General features: G+C 60.2%; 19 protein-coding genes and 7 tRNA genes. 18 read left to right on the top strand and 8 right to left on the bottom strand.

Annotated features, from left to right (window positions below):
• The first annotated feature begins 50 nt into the window (after positions 1-50).
• Positions 51-377 carry a thioredoxin family protein gene (locus CXK96_RS01380; RefSeq protein ID WP_102834715.1) on the top strand — a complete coding sequence of 109 codons (327 nt, stop codon included), beginning with the start codon at positions 51-53 and terminating at the stop codon, positions 375-377.
• A gap of 85 nt (positions 378-462) precedes the next feature.
• On the opposite strand, the gene CXK96_RS01375 is transcribed toward CXK96_RS01380, so the two are convergent.
• The 3 genes from CXK96_RS01375 to rdgC form a co-directional block, all read right to left on the bottom strand.
• Entirely contained in the window at positions 463-1,740 is a 1,278-nt protein-coding gene (locus CXK96_RS01375) for a hypothetical protein (protein ID WP_102834714.1), read from the bottom strand.
• A gap of 426 nt (positions 1,741-2,166) precedes the next feature.
• Positions 2,167-2,481, bottom strand: a complete 315-nt coding sequence (gene sugE / locus CXK96_RS01370) for a quaternary ammonium compound efflux SMR transporter SugE (RefSeq protein WP_102834713.1) — start codon at positions 2,479-2,481, stop codon at positions 2,167-2,169.
• Between the two features lie 179 nt (positions 2,482-2,660).
• Entirely contained in the window at positions 2,661-3,581 is a 921-nt protein-coding gene (gene rdgC, locus CXK96_RS01365; RefSeq protein WP_102834712.1) for a recombination-associated protein RdgC, read from the bottom strand.
• A 213-nt stretch (positions 3,582-3,794) separates the two neighbouring features.
• Between rdgC and CXK96_RS01360 the strand changes: the two genes are divergently transcribed.
• The 3 genes from CXK96_RS01360 to CXK96_RS01350 all read left to right on the top strand — a co-directional run bounded on the left by CXK96_RS01360 (position 3,795) and on the right by CXK96_RS01350 (position 4,945).
• A tRNA-Val gene (locus tag CXK96_RS01360) sits at positions 3,795-3,870 on the top strand.
• A 13-nt stretch (positions 3,871-3,883) separates the two neighbouring features.
• Positions 3,884-3,960 (top strand) — tRNA-Asp (locus CXK96_RS01355).
• Between the two features lie 232 nt (positions 3,961-4,192).
• A complete protein-coding gene (locus CXK96_RS01350; protein ID WP_178114585.1) occupies positions 4,193-4,945 on the top strand; it encodes an FKBP-type peptidyl-prolyl cis-trans isomerase in 753 nt (250 codons plus the stop codon).
• A gap of 685 nt (positions 4,946-5,630) precedes the next feature.
• Here the strand turns inward: CXK96_RS01350 and CXK96_RS01345 are convergent.
• Together CXK96_RS01345 and CXK96_RS01340 are read right to left on the bottom strand one after the other, a co-directional pair.
• Positions 5,631-5,706, bottom strand: a tRNA-Asn gene (locus CXK96_RS01345).
• Between the two features lie 51 nt (positions 5,707-5,757).
• Positions 5,758-6,954, bottom strand: coding sequence for an amino acid aminotransferase (locus CXK96_RS01340; protein ID WP_102834711.1), 1,197 nt, complete (start codon positions 6,952-6,954; stop codon positions 5,758-5,760).
• 336 nt (positions 6,955-7,290) lie between these two features.
• Between CXK96_RS01340 and uvrB the strand changes: the two genes are divergently transcribed.
• A complete protein-coding gene (gene uvrB, locus CXK96_RS01335) occupies positions 7,291-9,306 on the top strand; it encodes an excinuclease ABC subunit UvrB (protein WP_102834710.1) in 2,016 nt (671 codons plus the stop codon).
• Between the two features lie 109 nt (positions 9,307-9,415).
• Here uvrB and CXK96_RS01330 read toward each other — a convergent pair whose 3' ends face one another.
• Positions 9,416-10,978, bottom strand: coding sequence for an MDR family MFS transporter (locus CXK96_RS01330; RefSeq protein WP_102834709.1), 1,563 nt, complete (start codon positions 10,976-10,978; stop codon positions 9,416-9,418).
• Positions 10,968-12,002, bottom strand: a complete 1,035-nt coding sequence (locus CXK96_RS01325) for an HlyD family secretion protein (protein WP_102834708.1) — start codon at positions 12,000-12,002, stop codon at positions 10,968-10,970. The genes CXK96_RS01330 and CXK96_RS01325 overlap by 11 nt, the downstream gene beginning before the upstream one ends.
• 104 nt (positions 12,003-12,106) lie before the next feature.
• On the opposite strand from CXK96_RS01325, the gene CXK96_RS01320 reads away from it, so the two are divergent.
• The 7 genes from CXK96_RS01320 to CXK96_RS01290 all read left to right on the top strand — a co-directional run bounded on the left by CXK96_RS01320 (position 12,107) and on the right by CXK96_RS01290 (position 15,863).
• Positions 12,107-13,036, top strand: coding sequence for a LysR family transcriptional regulator (locus tag CXK96_RS01320; RefSeq protein ID WP_102834707.1), 930 nt, complete (start codon positions 12,107-12,109; stop codon positions 13,034-13,036).
• Between the two features lie 63 nt (positions 13,037-13,099).
• Positions 13,100-14,581 carry a glutamate--tRNA ligase gene (gene gltX / locus CXK96_RS01315; protein WP_102834706.1) on the top strand — a complete coding sequence of 494 codons (1,482 nt, stop codon included), beginning with the start codon at positions 13,100-13,102 and terminating at the stop codon, positions 14,579-14,581.
• Positions 14,582-14,749: 168 nt separating this feature from the next.
• Positions 14,750-14,825: transfer RNA gene (locus tag CXK96_RS01310), tRNA-Ala, on the top strand.
• A 49-nt stretch (positions 14,826-14,874) separates the two neighbouring features.
• Positions 14,875-14,950: transfer RNA gene (locus CXK96_RS01305), tRNA-Glu, on the top strand.
• Positions 14,951-15,000: 50 nt separating this feature from the next.
• Positions 15,001-15,076, top strand: a tRNA-Ala gene (locus CXK96_RS01300).
• A gap of 47 nt (positions 15,077-15,123) precedes the next feature.
• Positions 15,124-15,199: transfer RNA gene (locus CXK96_RS01295), tRNA-Glu, on the top strand.
• A 214-nt stretch (positions 15,200-15,413) separates the two neighbouring features.
• A complete protein-coding gene (locus CXK96_RS01290; protein ID WP_102834705.1) occupies positions 15,414-15,863 on the top strand; it encodes an acyl-CoA thioesterase in 450 nt (149 codons plus the stop codon).
• A gap of 12 nt (positions 15,864-15,875) precedes the next feature.
• Here the strand turns inward: CXK96_RS01290 and CXK96_RS01285 are convergent, their stop codons facing one another.
• Positions 15,876-16,151 (bottom strand): hypothetical protein, encoded by a 276-nt coding sequence (locus tag CXK96_RS01285; RefSeq protein WP_102834704.1) that lies wholly within the window; start codon positions 16,149-16,151, stop codon positions 15,876-15,878.
• Positions 16,152-16,549: 398 nt separating this feature from the next.
• On the opposite strand from CXK96_RS01285, the gene dinB reads away from it, so the two are divergent.
• From dinB to mshL, 6 genes are all read left to right on the top strand, one after another.
• A complete protein-coding gene (gene dinB / locus CXK96_RS01280; RefSeq protein WP_102834703.1) occupies positions 16,550-17,590 on the top strand; it encodes a DNA polymerase IV in 1,041 nt (346 codons plus the stop codon).
• A 350-nt stretch (positions 17,591-17,940) separates the two neighbouring features.
• Positions 17,941-18,861: an MSHA biogenesis protein MshI gene (locus CXK96_RS01275; protein ID WP_102834702.1), complete on the top strand. Its 921-nt coding sequence runs from the start codon at positions 17,941-17,943 to the stop codon at positions 18,859-18,861.
• Complete coding sequence (locus tag CXK96_RS01270) at positions 18,861-19,466, top strand: PilN domain-containing protein (RefSeq protein ID WP_102834701.1); 606 nt, start codon at positions 18,861-18,863, stop codon at positions 19,464-19,466. Before CXK96_RS01275 ends, CXK96_RS01270 begins: the two co-directional genes overlap by 1 nt.
• Positions 19,459-20,124 carry a type II secretion system protein GspM gene (gene gspM, locus CXK96_RS01265; protein ID WP_102834700.1) on the top strand — a complete coding sequence of 222 codons (666 nt, stop codon included), beginning with the start codon at positions 19,459-19,461 and terminating at the stop codon, positions 20,122-20,124. The genes CXK96_RS01270 and gspM overlap by 8 nt, the downstream gene beginning before the upstream one ends.
• On the top strand, positions 20,117-20,449 hold the full coding sequence (locus CXK96_RS01260; protein ID WP_256061686.1) for a Type II secretory pathway component: 333 nt from the start codon (positions 20,117-20,119) through the stop codon (positions 20,447-20,449). The genes gspM and CXK96_RS01260 overlap by 8 nt, the downstream gene beginning before the upstream one ends.
• Positions 20,446-22,044: a pilus (MSHA type) biogenesis protein MshL gene (gene mshL / locus CXK96_RS01255; protein WP_102834699.1), complete on the top strand. Its 1,599-nt coding sequence runs from the start codon at positions 20,446-20,448 to the stop codon at positions 22,042-22,044. The genes CXK96_RS01260 and mshL overlap by 4 nt, the downstream gene beginning before the upstream one ends.
• Positions 22,045-22,050: the final 6 nt, after the last annotated feature.

Here is a 22,050-nt window from a genome sequence, read left to right as displayed (position 1 = left end):
CGCTCGCGTCGAGTCGGGGTCGATTAAGAGAACAGGACCGGAGATGAAGCATGGCCGACTTATACAAGACAGAAACCATCACACGTTCCGAGGTCGATTCGCTGGACGGGATAACAGTGCTCGACTTTGGCACCAATTGGTGCGGCCATTGCCGTTCCGCGGAGCCGCATGTCGAGCGGGCTTTGGCTGATTTTCCGCAGATCAACCACATCAAGATCGAAGATGGCCAGGGGCGGCCGCTCGGGCGCAGCTACCGGGTCAAATTGTGGCCAACGCTGGTATTCGTCCGCCTTGGGCAGGAATTGTCGCGGGTGGTGCGACCGACCAGTGCCGATGCGGTAAGGGAAGCCGCAGCCAAGGCTGCCGATCAGAGTTGATCTGAACCGGCATGTTAGGCATGGCAGCGGTTGATGGCGTATTGAAGATGTATGGCAGCCGACCGGAGGCCGGCTGCCATACGCATTACTGCTGAGTCACGGTGGCCATGTTGCCCGAACCCATCTGCGACACGATTGCCGAGTCGCCCATGCCGCTCTGGGTCAGCATCGCGTGGTTGCCGGCACCGCCTTGCATGACTTGCGCGAGATTGGCTTCGCCAGTCTGTGTCAGGCTGACCTCGTTGTCTGAGCCGTAGATCTGCTGAATGTCGGCCACGTTGAGGTCGCCGCCCTGCAGTACATCCACACGGTTGTTGTCGCCGTAGCTGGAGCCGGTCAGCTCGTTGCCATTTCCGGTTTGGGTCACCGTGAGCAGGTTGTCGGTGCCGTCCTGGGCGAAATCGATCAGATGATCGGTGCCTTCCTGAGTGACATAGGCCTCGTTGTATTCACCTGCCTGTCGCAGCGAAGCGGTTTGCATGCTGCCGTCTTGATCGACGATGGCATAGTTGTTGTTCCCGGTTTGCTCGGTGCTGGCGGTGTTGCCATCGCCTACCTGGAAGATGTCGGCGCTGTTGGCGGTGCCGTCCTGGTAGATCGATGCGGTCTGCAGCGAGCCGCTCTGGTCGATGTAGGCTTCGTTCTGCAGTCCGTTGGACTCGATATCTGCGCTGTGATCGGTGCCTCCCTGCGTAACGGACGCGACCTGCAGATCACCTTGCTGGTCGATATCGGCGATGGAGTCCAAGACGTTCATCTGGTAGACGGTCGCTTCGTTGCCGTTGCCTTCCTGATTGACCACGCCATCATTGCGCGCGCCGCCTTCCTGCCAGACCAGCGAGACGTTGTCATTGCCGACCTGGCGCTGCTCCGAAACGCTCAGCTCTGTGCTGCTCTGAATGGACTCGGCAAAGTTGTCGCTGCCGTCCTGGTCGATCACGGCGGTGCTCAGGTCAGCGGCGGTCTGTTCGGTGTATGCCGTGTTGAAGCTGCCCTGCTGGTACTGGCGGGCGGTGGCGCCGAAGGAGTCGCTCTGAACGATGCTCGCGTCATGGTTCTCGCCGTCCTGCAGCTGGATCGCTTCGGTTTGCTCGGTCGTGGTCTGGACGATGTCAGCGAAGTTCTGGTTGCCAGTCTGGGTTTGCACGGCATCGGACATCGTGGCCCCGGTCTGGGTCACCATGCCATCGTTGCCTGCCCCTGTCTGGGCCTGATAAGAAAGGTTGTCCTGACCGCCAGTCTGGGTGACTTCCACAATGTTGTCCGCACCGGACTGATTCTGTTCTGCGCTGTTGTCTGCGGCGTGTGCCTGGGTGGCCAGAATCGCGATGATGGCGGCTGCGAGGGGCTTGCACTTGAACATTTAATCTCTCCATGGATTTTGTATGCGTGTCGCTCCTGACTGGGCGGCTGCGCAGGTCTGCTAGGCGGCAGCTACTGCGAATCAGTCCTGGAACTTCATCAATCCTAGAAGTTGGTCGTGACAGATAAATGTCGATTCGCTTGTTTATCGACGCTTTTATGACGAGCGGTATGGTTGGGAGCTCGTGCAGAGGCTTGTTCCTAAGCTCTCTGTGGTGGACGGCCTCTATGCTTGGGCATCTGCCTCGGTATTACGCGGCGGGGAGTGGGTTGCGATTCGCTAGCGGCAGCGTCATGTCGCAACGCTTCAGCCGCGGCATTGGGTGGCTGGGAAGCGGCCGTATTGACTGGCCCTGCCCGCGGGGGGCATATCCCGCCAGTGCTGTTTGTATCCGACCGGTCTCTGTCGCCAGTCGTCCTGGTGCATTCAATGACTGAGCTTCAGGCCAAGCAGGCCAATGCAGATCAGCAGCACGCTACCCAGGCGAAGCAGGCTCATCGATTCGCCGAACAGGATGATGCCGGCGATCACCGTTCCAACTGCGCCCACCCCGGTCCACACGGCATAGGCGGTGCCCAGTGGCAACGTTTTCATGGCGAGCCCGAGCAGGCCCAGACTAGCGGCCATTGCCGCAATGGTCAGCAGCGTGGGAAGGGGACGGGTGAAACCATCGGTGTATTTCAGCCCGACAGCCCAGCCGATTTCGAACAGGCCGGCAAGAAACAGAATGATCCAGGACATATGCACCTCGGCAGGACGGTGATTGGGTGGGGCCGTCCCCGGTGAGTGGTGCAGCCTGAGGTCGTCCTCAGCTGGCGCTATTGTCCACGATGCGAAGGTCCGGGCAATGGGCCCGGCCCGGTTCGGCATATCAACGTGCGTCTAAGCCGCCAGTCTCAACCGGCGGCGCACAAGGCCGATCAGATGCCCTGCGGAATCTCCTCACCACCCAGCGCTTCGAACAGCGCCGGGAGGAACTCCTTGAAGGTCAGCATCATCAGCAGGAAGCTGGCGTCCTGCTGGCCGAGGTCGTCGTCGCCACCGTCCTGTTCGGCCTGGTCCTGCAACAGCTCTTCGAAGCGCAGACGCTTGATCACCATCTTGTCATCCAGCACGAAGGACAACTTGTCCTGCCAGCCCAGCGACAGCTGCGTGACCTGCTTGCCGACTTCCAAGTGCTGTTGGATTTCATCGCTGGTCAGATCCTGACGCTTGCAGCGCACCACGCCGCCATCTTCATGGGTGTCGCGCAGCTCACACTCGTCGAGGACAAAAAAGTCGTCCGCGGCTTTCTGCGTCTTCACCCAATCGGTCATGGTGGCCGATGGGGCAATTTTCACGGTCAGCGGGCGAACCGGTAGCGAACCAATGGCTTCACGCAGCGTGGAAAGCAGATCTTCGGCGCGCTTCGGGCTGGAAGCATCCACCAGGATCAGACCTTGCTCCGGCGCGATGGCTGCGAAGGTACCGGACTTGCGAATGAATGCACGAGGCAGGAAGGCCTGGATGATGTCGTCCTTGAGCTGCTCGCGCTCTTTCTTGTAGACCTTGCGCATCTGCTCGTTTTCGATCTCGTCGACCTTTTCCTTCAGCGCGTCCTTGACCACGCTGCCGGGCAGGATGCGCTCTTCCTTGCGGGTGGAGATCAGCAGAAAGCCCTGGCTGGCATGCACCAGCGGTGCATCCTCACCTTTGCCGAAGGGCGCGACGAAACCGTAGGTACTGAGTTCCTGGCTGGCGCAGGGGCGGGCGGGCTTGGCGGCCAATGCGGTTTCAAGTGTCTCGACATCGAAAGGGATGTTTTGAGTGAGACGGTAGACGAGCAGGTTGCGAAACCACATGCGATGGAAACTCCGGTAAAAGCAAAGCGCGCATTATTCCCCTCTGGCGGACGCAGGCCAACCCTGCGCGGGAGCAATGCCGATGGAAACCACAAAAATGGCTCTTAAACAGAGTGTTTCCTAAGTCTTTGTAAGTTCTTCAATTTTTTTTTCAAAAGGGGGTTGCCAAGGTCAAGATCCATCTCTAGAATGCGCCCCACTTCGAGAGCAAACGGGTGATTAGCTCAGCTGGGAGAGCATCTGCCTTACAAGCAGAGGGTCGGCGGTTCGATCCCGTCATCACCCACCACTCGAGGTTTAGCGCAGCGGTAGTTCAGTCGGTTAGAATACCGGCCTGTCACGCCGGGGGTCGCGGGTTCGAGTCCCGTCCGCTGCGCCAAATTTGCCATCAAGGACCACTGAACGCCTTGATAGCTCGAAAAAAGCGACCTTAGGGTCGCTTTTTTTTGTCCTCGATTTTTCCCTTCATCTGTTTCGTCGTTTCGTGCGGCACTTCTGTGCTTTTCACTGTCTTTACCTATTAGCGCGGTGTGCTCGGTAGCCACTGCCCGAGCTCGCTGCTAAGCTCCGGCAATGTTTTTGCACCACTTCTTGGGTAATAAGGAAACAGAATGAGACCTCAACGTTTGGCGTCGGCGATAGCCCTGGTTGGCCTGGTCCTGGCGGGTTGTGATTCGGAAACCAGCGCTAAGCTGGAAACGCCGGCGCAGAAAGCCTCCTACGGCATCGGCCTGAATATGGGCAAGAGCCTGGCGCAGGAAGGCCTGGCTGATCTGGATTCGACAGCCGTCGCGCAAGGCATCGACGATGCCCTCGGCAAGAAAGACCAGCAGCTGACCGATGAAGAACTGATGGAAGCCTTCGCTTACCTGCAGACTCGTGCCGAAGAGCGCATGGTCGAGATGAACAAGGAGGCGGTTAGCGCCGGCAAGAAGTTCCTCGAAGAAAATGCCAAGCGTGAAGGCGTGAAGACCACTGAGTCTGGCCTGCAGTATGAAGTGATCAAAGAATCGGACGGCGCCCAGCCGGGTCCGGACGATGTCGTCACTGTTCACTACGAAGGCACCCTGACTGACGGTACGGTCTTCGACAGCTCCATCAAGCGTGGCACGCCGATCGATCTGCCTGTTGGTGGCGTGATTCCAGGTTGGGTCGAAGGACTGCAACTGATGCATGTGGGCGAGAAGTACAAGCTGTATATCCCGAGCGAACTTGCCTATGGCGAGCAGAGCCCGAGCCCGCTGATCCCGGCCAATTCCGTTCTGGTCTTCGATCTGGAGCTGCTGGGTATCAAAGACGAGAAGGCTGAGGCAACGCCTCCGCCGGAAGCGGTCGAAGAAGCTATCGAGGCGACCAAGGAGTAACTGCTCCGCGCCAACCAAACGCCCCGCAGATGCGGGGCGTTTTTGTTTTCAGAGTTGTCATGGTGTTCGAAATGGTTTGCGGGGCATGCCCTTTGTAGGGGCGAGCTTGCCCGCGATCAGTGTCTATGCGGTCGCGAAGCAAGCGTTGAGCTCGGTTTGCGAGTAAGTTGGCTCCTGTAGGCTGTTCTCGTACCGCATTACTTTCCTCTGAGGGCAAAATTCCCTGATGCTTTGAGGTCGACTCCGCGGCGTATATGGCCTGCCAGGAGAGCGCGCTTCGGCGCGGCTCCGTGAATGTGAGCGAAGCGAATAACCTGGGACAGCGTCCCTGGTGAGGGTGCAGCGGATACAAAAAAGCCCCAGACAATCGTCTGAGGCTTCGAAGTTGGCTCCGCGACCTGGACTCGACTGCGCAGCAGAACGCGCTTCGGCGCGGCTCCGTGAGGCTGAGCGAGCCGAATAGCCTGGGACAGCGTCCCTGGCGAGAGTCCGGGTGATACAAAAAAGCCCCAGACAATCGTCTGAGGCTTTGAAGTTGGCTCCGCGACCTGGACTCGACTGCGCAGCAGAACGCGCTTCAGCGCGGCCCCATAGGGGTGAGCGAAGCGAATAACCTGGGACAGCGTCCCTGGTGAGAGTCCGGCTAATACAAAAAAGCCCCAGACAATCGTCTGAGGCTTTGATTTGGCTCCGCGACCTGGACTCGAACCAGGGACCCAATGATTAACAGTCATTTGCTCTACCGACTGAGCTATCGCGGAACAGCGGTGCGTATCCTAATGATAACTAAGGGGAAGTCAACCCCTCGGCAGTTACAGGACCTGCACGATGGCGTCGGTTACATGGTCCAGATTGCCATGGTTCAGTGCTGCGGCGCAGATGCGGCCGGTGCCGATCGCGTATACGCCGAATTCGACGCGCAGGCGCTCGACCTGAGCGGCCGTGAGTCCTGAGTAAGAGAACATTCCGCGTTGTTTGGCGACAAAGCTGAAATCCTGCTTGGCGCCTTTTTCAGCCAGCTGGCGCACCATGGTCAGGCGCATGTCCTGGATTCGGGTGCGCATCTCGCCGAGTTCGGTCTCCCACATGGCCCGCAATTCCGGGCTGTTGAGCACGGCGGACACCACCGTGGCGCCATGGGTCGGCGGGTTGGAGTAGTTGGTGCGGATCACACGCTTGATCTGCGAGAGCACGCGGGCTGATTCGTCGCGGCTCTGAGTCACCATCGACAGCGCGCCGACGCGTTCTCCATACAGCGAGAACGACTTGGAGAAGGAGCTGGAGACGAAGAAGCTCATGCCTGATTCGGCGAACAGGCGCACTGCAGCAGCGTCCTCTTCGATATTGTCACCGAAGCCCTGATAGGCGATGTCGATAAAGGGTACATGGTCGTTGGCGCGGAGTACTTCGAGGATCTGCTTCCAGTCTTCCGGCTGCAGATCGACACCGGTCGGGTTGTGGCAGCAGGCATGCAGAACGACGATGGAGCGGGGCGGCAGGTTGTTCAGATCTTCGAGCATGCCGGCCCGGTCGATGCCATGGCTCGCCGCGTCGTAATAGCTGTAATTCTGCACAGGAAAGCCGGCGGCCTCGAACAGTGCGCGATGGTTTTCCCAGCTTGGGTTTGTGATGGCCACGACCGCATCGGGCAGCATGCGCTTGAGGAAGTCCGCGCCGATCTTGAGCGCGCCGGTGCCGCCCAGTGCCTGGGTGGTGACCACGCGGCCATCGGCAACCAACGCCGAGTCGGCACCGAACAACAGGCCTTGCACGGCCATGTCGTAGCTGGCGATACCTTCTATCGGCAGGTAGCCGCGTGGCGCGTTCAGCTCCAGCCGCGCCATCTCGGCGGCAGCGACAGCGCGCAGCAGGGGAATCCGACCTTCTTCGTTGTAGTAGACGCCCACCCCCAGGTTGACCTTGTTCTGCCGCGTGTCGGCATTGAAGGCTTCATTGAGGCCGAGGATCGGATCGCGCGGCGCCATTTCGACAGCGGAGAACAAACTCATGATGGGGAGGCTCGAAGAGAGGAGGTGACTGATGCAGCACCCTCGCTTCGCGCTGAGGGCGGTGCGCAAACGGGGCAAGAGTATAACGGGACTAGGCTTGCGTCGCGATATGCTAGGGCGGTTTTTCTGTCGGTTTAAGCCCGGCGGAGGCCGCGATTTTTCATGGCCTTGCCTGCTCGTCGCCCTAGCACTTGATATCGCTGGGCGAGCCCGCATTGAAAGGGGTTGTGGTTGCTGTGCGCCGCGTCGCCAGCAGCACGTTGCACGTCTGGAAACACCGTCCTAGCGGCTCGAATATTCATGTTTAGAGTCGTCTCGCTATCTGAAGAGGTCGATATGTCGCAGTTCGAATTGGTCACGCGCTTCAAGCCAGCCGGAGACCAGCCTGAAGCCATTCGGCAGATGATCGAAGGCATCGAGGCCGGCTTGTCGCACCAGACGTTGCTGGGTGTAACGGGGTCCGGCAAGACCTTCAGCATCGCCAACGTGATCGCCCACGTGCAGCGGCCAACACTGGTGCTTGCGCCAAACAAGACGTTGGCAGCCCAGCTCTATGGGGAGTTCAAGGCATTCTTCCCGAACAATGCGGTGGAGTATTTCGTCTCTTACTACGATTACTACCAGCCGGAAGCCTATGTACCGTCGTCCGATACCTTCATCGAGAAGGATGCGTCGATCAACGACCATATTGAGCAGATGCGTTTATCAGCGACCAAGGCGCTGCTGGAGCGGTCGGACGCGATCATTGTGACCACAGTGTCCTGCATCTACGGTCTGGGTAGCCCCGAAACCTACCTGAAAATGGTGCTCCACATCGATCGAGGCGATCGTCTGGATCAGCGTGAGCTGCTGCGCAGACTCACCGGTCTGCAGTACACCCGCAATGAAATGGATTTCGCCCGTGCGACCTTTCGCGTGCGCGGCGATGTGATTGATGTCTATCCGGCCGAATCGGATCTGGAAGCAGTGCGTATCGAGCTGTTCGACGATGAGGTGGAGAGCCTGTCTGCATTCGATCCGCTGACTGGCGAAGTCATCCGCAAGCTGCCGCGCTTCACCTTTTACCCCAAGAGCCACTACGTCACGCCGCGGGAAACGCTGCTAGACGCCATCGAGAACATCAAGGCGGAGCTGAAAGATCGCCTCGACTACCTGCGTAGCAACAACAAGCTGGTAGAGGCGCAGCGGCTGGAGCAGCGCACCCGTTTCGATCTGGAAATGATCATGGAACTGGGCTACTGCAACGGCATCGAGAACTACTCTCGCTATCTGTCGGGGCGAGCCTCTGGCGAAGCGCCACCGACCCTCTACGATTACCTGCCGGCCGATGCGTTGCTGGTGATCGACGAGTCCCACGTCAGCGTGCCGCAGGTCGGCGCCATGTACAAAGGCGACCGTTCGCGCAAGGAAACGCTGGTCGAGTACGGGTTTCGGTTGCCGTCGGCTCTTGATAATCGGCCGATGCGTTTCGATGAGTGGGAGGCAATAAGCCCGCAGACGATTTTCGTCTCCGCCACTCCGGGGCCCTATGAGGCGGAACACGCCGGTCGGGTGATCGAGCAGGTGGTGCGTCCTACGGGCCTGGTGGACCCGCAGATCGAGGTGCGGCCGGCCCTGACTCAGGTCGACGATCTGCTCTCGGAAATCAACAAGTGTGTGGTCAAGGAAGAGCGGGTGCTGGTCACGACGCTGACCAAGCGCATGGCTGAAGACCTCACTGACTACCTCGGCGACCACGGCGTGCGGGTGCGTTATCTGCACTCGGACATCGACACGGTGGAGCGGGTTGAGATCATCCGCGACCTGCGCCTGGGAGTGTTCGATGTGTTGGTGGGCATCAACCTGCTGCGCGAAGGTTTGGACATGCCCGAGGTGTCGCTGGTGGCGATCCTCGACGCCGACAAGGAAGGCTTCCTGCGGTCCGAGCGCTCGTTAATCCAGACCATCGGCCGAGCGGCCCGTAACCTCAACGGGCGCGCCATTCTTTATGCCGACAATATGACCGGCTCCATGGAGCGAGCCATTGGCGAAACCGAGCGCCGTCGCAACAAGCAGATCGCCTTCAACGAGGCCCACGGTATCGTGCCTCAGGGTGTGTTCAAGGATGTGAAGGACATCCTCGAAGGCGCCACTGTGCCAGGCTCGCGCAGTAAAAAACGCCGTGGCGAGGCGAAGGCAGCAGAGGAAGCGGCGCGCTACGAAAACGAGCTACGCTCGCCGAGCGAAATCACCAAGCGGATTCGCCAGCTGGAAGAAAAGATGCTCGCCTATGCGCGCGACCTGGAATTCGAGGCCGCCGCGCAGACCCGCGACGAAATCCACAAGCTGCGTGAGCGCTTGCTGCAGGTTTGATGGCTGGCGCTCAGCCATGTTCTGATGTGCCTAAGCCTGCGCCGCGGTGCGGGCTTGCAGTCCTGCTGCGCCAAGTCTATCTGCTCCTTTTCATGGCGCCCCCCCAAGGTCAGTGCGCGGCGCCACCCTTCATATTCTCGGGCAGATGACGCGTCAGCAGTACCGCGACCATGCTGACCGCCAAGGCAATACCGACGAAGTGGAAGGCATCGTTGTACGCCATGATCATGGCTTGCTGATGCACGATCTCGCTGATTCGTCCCAACGCCGCCTGCTCGCTCCCCAGCTGTTGGGTCAGTGCAGTCAGGCGTTCGGCTACCGCCGGGTTGTTGGGTACGATGGATTCTCGCAGGTAGTCGAAGTAAACCTTGCCGCGGCTGTCCAGCAGGGTGGCGAGCAGGGTGGCGAGCAGGGCGATGCCGATGGCGCCGCCGAGGTTGCGCAGGATGTTGAACAGACTGGAGGCGGAGCCGGCATCCTGCGGCTGGATGTAGGCGGTGGCGATCAGCGAGATGGTCACCATGATCATTGGCTGGCCGAGCGCGCGGACGATCTGGATCGGGTGGAACTGTTCGCCACCGAAGTCGGGGTTGAGCGCGCCGGAGGCAAAGCTGGAAATTCCGAAGAGGGCAAACCCCGCTGCGCAGAGCAGCTTCGGCGGGATGATCTTCATCAGCTTGGGCACCAGCGGAATCAGGAACAGCTGCGGAATGCCCATCCACATGATCACCTGGCCGATCTGCAGCGCGTTGTAGTTCTGAATCTGCGCCAGGTACAGCGGCAGCAGATAGATTGATCCGTAAAGCCCGAGTCCCATGCCCAGGCTGGCGATGCTGGTCAGGCCGAAGTTGCGCTCGCGCAGAATGCCGAGGTTGATCAGCGGGTTGGGGCGCGATAGCTGCAGGATCACAAAAAGGATCAGGCTGACCACGGCCACCGAGCCCAGTTGGACGATCAGGGTCGACTCCAGCCAGTCCTTGCGATGCCCTTCCTCGAGAAATACCTGCAGACAACCCAGCCCCATGGCCAGGGTGACGATGCCTGCGTAGTCCGTGCTCTTGAGCAACTCCCAGTGCGGTGGCTTCTTTTCCAGGCCGTACAGCAGGCCCGCGATCATCAGCAGGCCGGGCGGCACGTTGATGTAGAAGATGTATTCCCAGCCCCAGCTCTCGGTGAGCCAGCCTCCTAAAGTCGGGCCGATCGAGGGTGCAAATGTCGCCGTGATGGCGAACAGTGCCATGCCCTTGGCGCGGTGGTGGTCGGGCAGTTTGATCAGCGTCAGGGTAAAGGCCAGCGGAATCAGTGCGCCGCCGGTAAAGCCCTGCATCGCTCGAAACACGATCATGCTCTCAAGGTTCCAGGCGAAGGAGCAGAGCAGGGAGGAAATCAGAAAGCCAATCGACACCCATACTGCCAGCCGGCGTGCCGAGAGCAACTGCACCAGCCAGGCCGTCAGCGGAATCATGATGATTTCCGCGACCAGATAGGACGTCGAAATCCAGGAGCCTTCCTCCAGCGTGGCGGACAACGCGCCTTGAATGTCCTTCAGCGAAGAGTTGGTGATCTGGATATCCAGTACCGCCATGAACGCACCCAGCATGGCGCTCATCACGGCAATCCAGTCACGCCGGCTGGGCTCGCCAACCGGCCGGATCAGCGCATCAGCGGCCACGGATATCGATCTTCACATCCACCGACATGCCGGGGCGGATGCGGCCCTTGAGCGGGTTGTCGCTGGCGAAGGTCACTTTGACGGGGATGCGTTGAACCACTTTGGTGAAGTTACCGGTGGCGTTGTCAGGCGGCAGCAAGCTGAACTGAGCGCCGGATGCGGGAGACAAGCTTTCGACACGGCCTTCGATAGGCGTATTGGGATAGCTGTCGAAGGTCAGCTCTGCGCGCTGGCCTTCCTGCATGGGGCCAATCTGGGTTTCCTTGAAGTTGGCCTGCACCCAGATCTCCTCGTCGGGAACGATGGACATTAGGTACGCGCCGACAGGCACATACTGGCCGCTGCGCGCCGACCGCTGGCCGACGATGCCGCTGATGGGCGAGCGGATTTCCGTGCGGCTCAGGTTGAGCTCGGCTTGCTCGATTTCAGCTTGAGCGCTGGCGATCTGTGCTTGCAGACGCTTGACGTCGGCTTCCAAAGCTTCCACCTGCTGGCGCTGGGCGGCCAGATCCGCTTCAGCCTTTTGCCGCTGGGAGCGGGCGACCTTTGCATCGGCAGAGAGCGTAGTGACACGTTCCTCCGAGATGAAGCCGGGCTTACGTAGCGCTTCGACCCGCGACAGGTCCATCTGGCTCCGTTCGAGATTGGCCTGAGCCGCGCCGACCGCCGCCTGGCTGGAAGCAATCGTGCTGCTCTGCTGTGCCAGTCGGCTTCGCGCCTGGGCGAGTTCTGCCTCACGGATGGCGAGGTTGGCTCGGGCTTGCTCGAGTGCCAGGTGGAAATCGCCCGGTTCCAGCGTCACCAGCAGGTCTCCGGGTTTCACATGCTGATTGTCCTGAACGTGAACCTGTTCGATACGGGCAGGAAGCTGGCTGGAAACACGCGTGATCTCACCTTGCACATAGGCATTGTCGGTGTGCTCGTAGTAGCGGCCAACAAAGTACCAGTGAGCGAAAAAGGCAGCCGCCACCAGCAGGACCAGGGCGATGAAAATGAACAGTCGGCGTTTCAGCTTGGCGGGCATGTCGTCGCTCTTGGCCGGTAAGTGAGCCGGGCAATCTATCAGTGTTCCGGTTCTGTAATAAGCCGTTACAATCGCTAAACTTTGTTGCGTATAAGGAACAATGGATGGGCCTGGACGACGCATTGATTTTCACCCGGGTGGTGGAGTGCCACAGTTTCACTCAAGCGGCCACAAGCCTAGGAATGCAGAAGTCCACGGTGAGCCGGCGCATCGTCCAGCTCGAAGAGCGACTCGGTGTTCGGCTTATCCACCGCACCACAAGGCGTCTGCGCCTGACCGAAGTCGGCCAGGCCTGCTACGAACGCTGCCGGCAGATCATGCTCGACTTTGCCGAGGCCGAGCAGACGGTGATGCAGCTTCAGCAGGCACCGGCAGGTTTGCTGCGGATCACCGCGCCGATCGAGGTTGGGCAGTGGATTCTGGGACGGGTGCTGGGGGAATTCATGCGCCTGTATCCGGATATCAACGCCGAGGTCGAGTTGGCCTCAAGGCCGGTGGATCCGGTGGAAGAGGGCGTCGATATCGCCATATCGGTCGGACAACCGCAGGATTCAACGCTGATCGCCCGCAAGCTGTTCGAGACCCGGCGGCGATTTTGCGCAAGCCCGGCGTATCTGGCGCAACACGGTGTGCCGATGCAGGTAGAGGATCTGGTTCATCATCGTGCGATCACGCTGTCGCGAGACCCGGTTCGCTATTGGCCGATCACCGAGCAAAACATCAGCTGTCGACGCGTGTTGACCTGCAACAACATCACCTTTGCCCGTGAAGCGGCCTTGGCTGGCGCTGGTATCGCGGCATTGCCAACCATGATCACTGATCAGGAGGTGCGTGAGGGGCATCTGGTGGAGCTCTTGCCCAACGTCGTATTACCGACCGGAGAGGTCTATGCGGTGTACCCAGCGCGTCGATTCCAGGCGATGAAGGTCAAGGCCTTTCTCGACGTCCTGATGCAATCGCTGCCGGTTGTCGAGGGGCGTCTGGTGGAGCCGGTAGAGGCACGCCTGCTAACATCGCGCCTTTACACGCGCTGACTCAGCCGACCGAGCCGGTTATCGCAGCTGCCGTGTTTTCCTGCGCCTTGATTCGAGAACATCATGACCACCGTTCGCACCCGCATCGCACCATCTCCCACCGGCGATCCACACGTCGGCACCGCTTATATCGCTTTGTTCAATCTCTGCTTCGCACGCCAGCACGGCGGCCAGTTCATCCTGCGCATCGAAGACACCGACCAGTTGCGCTCCACGCGTGAGTCGGAACAACAGATCTATGACGCGCTGCGCTGGTTGGGTATTGAATGGGACGAGGGCCCGGACGTGGGCGGCCCGCACGGCCCCTATCGGCAGAGCGAGCGCGGCGAGATCTACAAGAAGTATTCGGACGAGCTGGTCGCCAAAGGACATGCGTTCCCGTGCTTCTGCAGTGCCGAGCGTTTGGATCAGGTTCGTGCCGAGCAGATGGCCAACAAGGAAACGCCGCGCTACGACGGCCACTGCATGAATATTTCGGCCGAGACCTCGCAACAGCGTATCGCGGCGGGCGAGTCGCACGTGATCCGCATGAAGGTCCCGAGCGAGGGCGTGTGCCAGGTCAATGACATGCTGCGCGGGACGGTCGAGATCGGCTGGGATCGCATGGACATGCAGGTGTTGATGAAGGCCGATGGCCTGCCGACCTACTTCCTGGCCAATGTCGTCGACGACCACCTGATGGGCATCACCCATGTGCTACGCGGCGAGGAGTGGCTGCCTTCGGCGCCGAAACTGATCAAGCTGTACGAGTATTTCGGTTGGGAACAGCCGCAGCTCTGCTATATGCCGCTGCTGCGCAACCCGGACAAGAGCAAGCTTTCCAAGCGCAAGAACCCGACTTCGGTGACCTTCTACGAGCGCATGGGCTTCATGCCCGAAGCGATGCTCAACTACCTGGGCCGCATGGGTTGGTCGATCCCGGACGAACGCGAAAAATTCACCCTGGCGGAAATGATCGAGCACTTCGACATCAACCGCGTCTCTCTGGGTGGGCCGATCTTCGACGTCGAGAAGCTGTCCTGGCTCAATGGTCAGTGGCTGCGCGAGCTGCCGGTCGAGCAGTTCGCAGCCGAGGTGCAGAAGTGGGCATTCAACCCTGAATACATGATGAAGATTGCGCCCCATGTGCAGCAGCGTGTCGAGACCTTCAGTCAGATCGCGCCACTGGCTGGGTTCTTTTTCTCCGGAGCACTGAATCTCGATCCGGCCTTGTTCGAGCACAAAAAGCTCGACGGCACCCAGGTCCGTCAGGTGCTGCAGCTGACGCTGTGGAAGCTGGAAGCGCTGCGTCAGTGGGACAAAGAGCGCATTACCGAGTGCATCCAGGCGGTTGGGGGGCATCTCGAATTGAAGCTGCGCGATGTCATGCCTTTGATGTTCGCCTCGATCACTGGCCAGGCCAGCTCCGTGTCGGTACTCGACGCCATGGAAATCATCGGGCCAGACCTGACCCGCTTCCGCCTGCGTCAGGCGCTGGAGCTGTTGGGAGGCGCCTCGAAGAAGGAAGTGAAGGAGTGGGAGAAGCTCTTCGCTGCGATGGGCTGACCCGCGATTGCTTCATGGGCGGCGGTTGGCGCTGCGCCGCAGTTGTCCGCCGCTTGCCACTCGTCGCCGGTAAGTATTTGTTCTGATGCCAAAAAATCTTCGGGGTCAGGCAAAAATATCGTTGACACTCCGAGAGGCCGCACCTAATATGCGCCCCGTCCTCGAGATGGGGCTATAGCTCAGCTGGGAGAGCGCTTGCATGGCATGCAAGAGGTCGACGGTTCGATCCCGTCTAGCTCCACCAATCTCGATTGCCACACCGGTTCACGCCGGTTGCCTTTGAAGGGCTTTGCGTCCCCTTCGTCTAGTGGCCTAGGACACCGCCCTTTCACGGCGGTAACAGGGGTTCGAGTCCCCTAGGGGACGCCATTATTAAAATCGCAATGCGAAAGCGAGGCGAGTCGAGAGACGTTAAATCCGGGGCTATAGCTCAGCTGGGAGAGCGCTTGCATGGCATGCAAGAGGTCGACGGTTCGATCCCGTCTAGCTCCACCAATCCACGACAGAACGTAGCGACTTACGGTCTGTTCATCGAAGGTTTCGTCCCCTTCGTCTAGTGGCCTAGGACACCGCCCTTTCACGGCGGTAACAGGGGTTCGAGTCCCCTAGGGGACGCCATTTTTTTGCCCGGTTTGGGCACCGAAGGGTCATTTCTTACGAAATGACCCTTTTTGTTTTGCCTGTAATTCAGCGCGGCATCATCAATCTGAAGTGAACCGTCATGCTGAATGGCTCGTCATAGATGTCCGCAGTACGCGTGACAATTATCCGTGCGTAGCTTCCAATAGGCGATACGGCCGCATAGGCGGCGCACGGCACAGCGAGGGTATGCATGATCTTGGACCAGGCGGACGCATTCGTCATCGACATTGAAGTGCAATCCGAGCACATCGACGAGCTCGGCCACGCTAACAATGCGGTGTATGTGACCTGGCTGGAAACATGCGCCTGGCGGCATTCACAGAACCTAGGGCTGGGGTTGGAAGATTATCGCCGTCTGGATCGCGCGATGGCCGTGCTGCGGCACGAGATCGACTATCTGGCTGCTGCGTATAAGGGCGATCAATTGCAGCTCGGCACCTGGATCGTGGACTCTGATCAGCGCCTGAAGATGAAGCGTAATTTCCAGTTGATCAGGACAGCAGACCAGGTGACGCTGCTGCGTGCGCAAACCACGTTCGTCTGCATCCAGCTGTCCACCGGCAAGCCCAAACGCATGCCGGGCGAATTCGTCGAGGGGTACGGCAAGGCGTTGGTTCAGCCTTATCCCCTCGAACTCTGATGCCTGTACCGATCAGCGCTGTTCTGGCTTGCTGACGTCTGCCTCACGACGTTCCTCGGCATCGCCGCGCCAGTCGTCCTGCACCTCGTTTTCCATTTTTTGCTCGAGGGTCTTGGGATCATTCTTGATGTTCGCCGTATCGGCGCGCTGATGGTTTTCGTTCATCGCGCTGCCCTGGGCTGTGCTGGATAAGCCAAGGTCGTCATCCTGCATGGCTTCCTGATTGGCCATGGCGCCGGTCGCAAGCAGGCTGGTGATAACGGCAGTGGCAATACTCAAGGTCTTCATCGGTCATCCTCCGGGTAGCTTGGAAGTGTTTGCTGCTCTACCTCTTAAAATCCGACTCGGTAGCCCGGAAATTGTTCGTGGATAGCCCTAGCCGCCGGGCGTGCAAGCGTTGGCGTAGCCTCTAGCGCAGCGCTTTCGTGCGTCTTACCTCTGGTCGGTTTGCCGTGTGAGTGGCTTGCTCAATTGGGTAAATACTCTGTTTGAAGGGCAAGCAGCTAATTTTTTCTGAACGCTTCTCAGGTTGACGCCTCGCTTATCCGCTCATCCCCGCCATATCCTCGTGGCCACCCGGATCGGCCATAATGTCGTGCGGCCCGCTTCGCTCTTGATGGTCTTGTGCAAGAGGCGCGGCGTTTCAGTCCACTCACGAGTTTCCTACCGTTAGCCCGTCCAGAAAAATCATCCATGTCGATTGCGATTGCTTCTATGCCGCAATCGAGATGCGCGACGATCCCAGCCTCGCCAATCGGCCCATTGCGGTTGGTGGCTTGGCTGATCGGCGCGGCGTGATTGCGACTTGCAACTACGAAGCTCGGGCATACGGCGTGCGCTCGGCGATGGCCTCCGGTCATGCGCTGAAGCTCTGTCCGGATCTGCTGATCGTGCGGCCGCGGATGGATGCCTATAAGGAAGCGTCACGCGAAATCCACGGGATCTTTCGAACCTACACCGATCTCATCGAACCCCTGTCGCTCGACGAGGCCTTTCTCGATGTGAGTGGCTGCGAGCATTTTGCCGGCAGTGCCACGCGTATCGCTCAGGACATCCGCCGGCGAGTCTGGCAGCAGCTGCGCATCACGGTGTCGGCAGGCGTCGCGCCCAACAAGTTTCTGGCGAAGATCGCCAGCGATTGGAACAAGCCGGACGGACTGTTCGTGATTACCCCGGATCAGGTGGACGACTTCGTACTCGCACTGCCGGTCACCAAACTCCATGGTGTCGGCCGAGTGACGGCGGAGAAGCTGAAGCGCATGGGTATTCACACCTGCGCTGACCTGCGCAGTTGGAGGCGCCTTGATCTGGTTCGGGATTTCGGCTCGTTCGGTGAGCGGCTCTGGGGGCTGGCGCATGGCGTCGACGAGCGCCTGGTTCAGGTCGAGAGCCGGCGCCAATCGGTCAGCGTCGAGAACACGTACGAGCGCGACTTGCCGGACCTCGCCGCCTGCCTTGAGTGCCTCCCAGAGCTGCTCGAGCAGCTCGCCGGCAGAATGGCCCGACTCGATAGTGGCTACCGGCCCGGGAAGCCTTTCGTGAAGCTGAAGTTCCATGACTTCACCCAGACGACCCTCGAACAGTCCGGTGCCGGACTGGAGCTTGAAGACTATTCCGATCTTCTGGCAGGCGCTTTCGCCCGTGGAAAGCGACCGGTGCGGCTGATTGGTGTCGGGGTTCGCCTGATTGACCTGCGTAGCGGCTTCGAGCAGTTGCGGTTGTTCTGAATCACCGCCCGTCGGTCGATCGTTTCTGTCAAAAATCATCCTGCTTTCTGGTACGCCTGTTGCTGCAGGCGTTGCGGCGTTGCCGAAAAGGTCACTTTTCCGGCGCGGCTTCATCCGAAGCGTGCACAGGTGAAGGTAGTTGTACTAGAGCGTAGCGGTTGCTGATAAGTCGCAAGTTTCATGACGCGCCTCCGCCGTGAGGAGGCGCCGGTGACGGTGATTGGACTGGGCAACGCATTTTGTTAGGCTTCCCGCGGCAAGGGTGGCAATCTGATATCAGACTGGGTGAGTGTGTTCCGTCTCGTGTTTACAGTTGTGCAAGTCGCGAAGCGGCAGGAGTGCCTTCCCTGATGGGGCTATTTTTCAAGCGTCGCAAAGCCGCTGCAGCCGGGCTGCTGGGCCTCGAATTCGCGCCGCAAGGCGTCGCGCTTGCGCAGGTCCAGCGCGCTGACGGCGAGGCACCACAGTTGCTGCGTTGCGACTACCTCGAAGGTCAGCCGGAGGCGCAAGCCGAGTTGCTCAGGCAGGTCGTTGCCGACCATGGCCTGAGCGGTATGCCGGTCAATCTCCTGCTGCACCCTTCGGCTTATCAGATGTTCCTGCTGGAAGCGCCAGAGGTTCCGGCCGAAGAGCTGCGTGACGCCATGCGCTGGCGCGTCAAGGATTTGCTCAGCGAACCGCTTGAAGACGTTGTCATCGATTGCTTCAGCCTTCCTGAGGATGCCTACCGTGGCCGCACGCGCATGGTCTATTGCGTGGTGCTGAAAAAGTCCCGGATGAACGAGTTTCGCTCGCTCGTTCAGCAGGCCGGCCTGACCCTGGCAAGCATCGATATCACCGAGATGGCCTTTCGCAACCTAGGGCTGCTGGCCGGCGCCGATGCCATCAATCTGGCGCTGTTGCGCCTGCGCACCAGCGAAGGCTTGATCAGTGTGCAGAATGGCGCCGATCTTTATATGGCGCGTCGCATTGAGCATGGCCTGGCGCGTGCCGAGCAGGACCTGTCCAGCATGACCCTGGAAATCCAGCGCTCGCTTGATTATTACGAAAGCCAACTGGGCAAAGGCTATATCAGCCGCCTGCTGCTGCTGCCGATGAAACAGGACGGTGAGCGGACCCACCAGGCGCTGGCGGCCGGGTTGGCAGTCAATCTGCAACGGATGGATCTGCGCGAGCTGTTCCCGGATCAACCGGCGGCCGAACTCTCCGAATCGAGCCAGGCCTTCTGTATCGGCGCGGTCGGCGCCGCCCTGCGTCAGGATGAAGTCTGATGCAGAACATCAACCTCTATCAACGCGAGCGCCGTAGCGGCGGCGGACCACGGCCCAGGCATATGCTGCTTGGCGCCATAACGGTTATCGCAGTGCTGGCGATCCATGGCGCATGGCAGGGTTGGCAGCTGCATGCCGCCGGCCAAGCGGCCGTAGCTGCCGAACAACAGGCCGCGCAGGCTGAGGCCCGGCTAGACGTGGTCAAAGCGGATTTCCGCGAGCCGACACTCGATCCGCGGCTTCCGCTGCAGCTGGCCGCGCGCGAAGCCGAGAACCGCGAACTGCAACGACTGGCCGACCACCTCAAAACGCTCGATGCGCAGCGCAGCAGCGGCTTCTCGGCGTTGCTGCAGGGTTTGGCTGATCGCCACCCGCCGCAGGGGCTGTGGCTGACAAAGATTCGCCTGCAGGCGGGCGGCGATGAGATGGCGCTGCTGGGGCTGACGCAGGATCAGGAACTTCTTCCGCTCTATTTGCAGAGTCTGGGCCAGAGCAGCGCGTTCAGCGGGCGGGCGTTTGCCCGGTTCGAGATTCAGCGCGACGACAGCGATCTGCTGCAATTCCGCTTGTCCTCGCAAGCCGTGACGGAGCAGGACGATGAATAAGCTCATCCAGCATTGGCAGGCCCTGGCGCCGCGTGAGCAATGGCTGACCTATGGCGTCGGGTTGGCACTGCTGATCATGCTCTACGTCCTGCTGATCGCCGAGCCGCTGGGCTTGCGCATCGCGGCCGAAGGCAATCGGCAGCAGGACGCGCATACCCGTCTCCTCGCGGCTGAAAACAGCCTGCTGGAAATCCAGGCCAAGCTCGCGGCCGATCCGAACCTGAGCTACCGCCAGGCCCTGGCGGCCGCTCAGACCAGCCACGACAACCTGTTGCAGCGCATCGATCTAGAAACCAGCACGCTGATATCGCCGGCACGGATGAAGGCGCTGCTGCAGGATCTCTTGCGCAACCAGGCCAAGTTGAAACTGGTCGCCCTGCAGAGTTCGAGCGGGCCCCTCGCTGTGCCTGCAGCGGTAACGGCTGATAACAAAGAACAGAAGACGCCGCCGGTGGTGTTCTACCGCCACGGCCTGCGCCTGACGCTGGAAGGTGGCTATTTCGATCTGCTGGCGTATCTCAACGCGATCCAGTCAAGTGGCTGGCGCTTGCATTGGGACAGCCTGAATTACGAAGTGGGCGAGGAGGGCGCCAGCCGGGCTCGCGTCATCCTCGACTTGCATACCTTGAGTCGCGATGCGGGGTGGGTTGGTGTTTAAGTCTGCAGTCAACTCGATCTGCCTGGCCGCGCTGTGTTTCACGGCGCCGGTCTTGGCTCTGGATCCTACCCAACCGCCGACCGGGCGGCTCGCTGCTGATGCGCCGGCAGAGGCTGCGGCCAGCTTGCATCTGCAGGCGATCCTGCGAGGTCCCGGGCGTGCCAGTGCCGTGATCAACGGAAACATCCTGCGGGTTGGAGATCGAGTGGGGGATGCCCGCATCCTCGCAGTCCACCGGCACGCCGTCGTCATCGATCGCGAGGGTCAGCAGCAAGAGCTGCACCTGAGCACCCCCATCATTCAAACGAGCCGTACCCAGCCATGATGCCGACCCAGATGTCTCGCTTCGGCGTGTTGAGCCTGTTCTGCCTGCTGTCTGCCTGCCAGACCTTTGAAGACGGCGACAAACGCCTGTACGAGCAGAGCAATCGTCTGTTCGAGGAAAGCCTGGAACAGAATCAGCTGAAGGTTGTTCCGCCGGCTTCGGTACAGGCCGGTTTGATACCGCCGCTGGCAGCCGACAACCTGGTCGTGTCGGGGCCTCGTTTCGATGTGGCCGTCAGCGACATGCCGGCCCGCGAATTTTTCCTGAGCCTGATGGAAAGCGCTGGGGAGAATCTGCTGGTGCATCCCGGGGTGACCGGTAACGTGACCTTCAGCCTGCGCAACGTCACCCTCGAAGAAACCCTGGCGGCGGTCCGAGATAGCTACGGCTACGATTACCGCCGCACTGCCTACGGCTATCAGATCCAGCCCAATGAGGCGATCACCCGCACCTACGATCTGGACTACCTGAACGTCCAGCGCCAGGGCATGACCGATACCCGAGTGAGTTCCGGTCAGGTCACCAGCAGCGACAGCACCGGCGTTAGCGCGGCCGGCACTACGACCAGCAGCACCTCCTCGACAGTGAACGCCAGCCAATTGCTGACCACCAGCAACGTGGATTTCTGGAGTGAAGTACGCGCGGTGATCGAAATGATGATTGGCGGCGAAGAGGGCAATCAGGTCGTGGTCAATCCGCAAAGCGGCTTGCTCGTGGTGCGCGCCTCCAGCGCAGACCAGCAGGCGGTGGAACGTTTTCTCGCGCTGGCGCAGCGCAACCTGCAGCGTCAGGTCATCCTCGAAACCAAGATTCTCGAAGTGAACCTGTCCGATGGCTTCCAGTCCGGGATCAACTGGGCGCAGCTCGGCAGCATGGGCAATGCCGATTTCAGCCTCGGCGTGCAAGGCGACACCCTGAGCGGACCGAACAGTGTTGGCGGTGTGTTCAGTGCCGCTGTGCAGGTCGGCGATTTCAGCGGTGTGCTGCAGCTATTGGAGACCCAGGGCGAAGTGCGGGTGCTGTCCAGTCCTCGGATTTCGACCCTGAACAACCAGAAGGCGGTGATCAAGGTCGGGACCGACGAGTTCTTCGTGACCGATGTCTCGACCACCACCACTTCCCTGGTGGGCGGCACCACCGCGCCGGATCTGGACATCACCCTGACTCCGTTCTTCTCCGGCATCTCGCTGGACGTTACCCCGCAGATCGATGAAAGCGGCCAGGTCACGCTGCATGTGCGGCCTACTGTCAGCCGCGTGCAGGACCAGAACAAGAGCATCCAGTTGGGCGGCTCGGACAACGTCTTCAATCTGCCGCTGGCACTCTCGACCACGCGTCAGTCCGACTCCATCGTGCGCGCTCGCAGCGGTCAGGTTGTGGTGATCGGCGGCCTCTTGGAAAACCGCAACACCAACACTGACGCGAACATTCCCTGGGCGTCGAAGCTGCCGATAGTCGGCACGCTGTTTCAGCAGCAGCGCAAAGCCTTGCTGCAGACCGAGCTGGTGATCCTCATGCGGCCGCAAGTAGTGGACGATCAGGTCTGGCTGGATGATCTGCGCAAATCCGCCGAATCCTTCCGGTCGACCAGGTAACGGCTG

The organism is Stutzerimonas stutzeri (assembly GCF_002890895.1).
GTDB classification, from domain to species: domain Bacteria; phylum Pseudomonadota; class Gammaproteobacteria; order Pseudomonadales; family Pseudomonadaceae; genus Stutzerimonas; species Stutzerimonas stutzeri_AB.
This window is presented reverse-complemented; position numbering and strand designations above follow the sequence as displayed.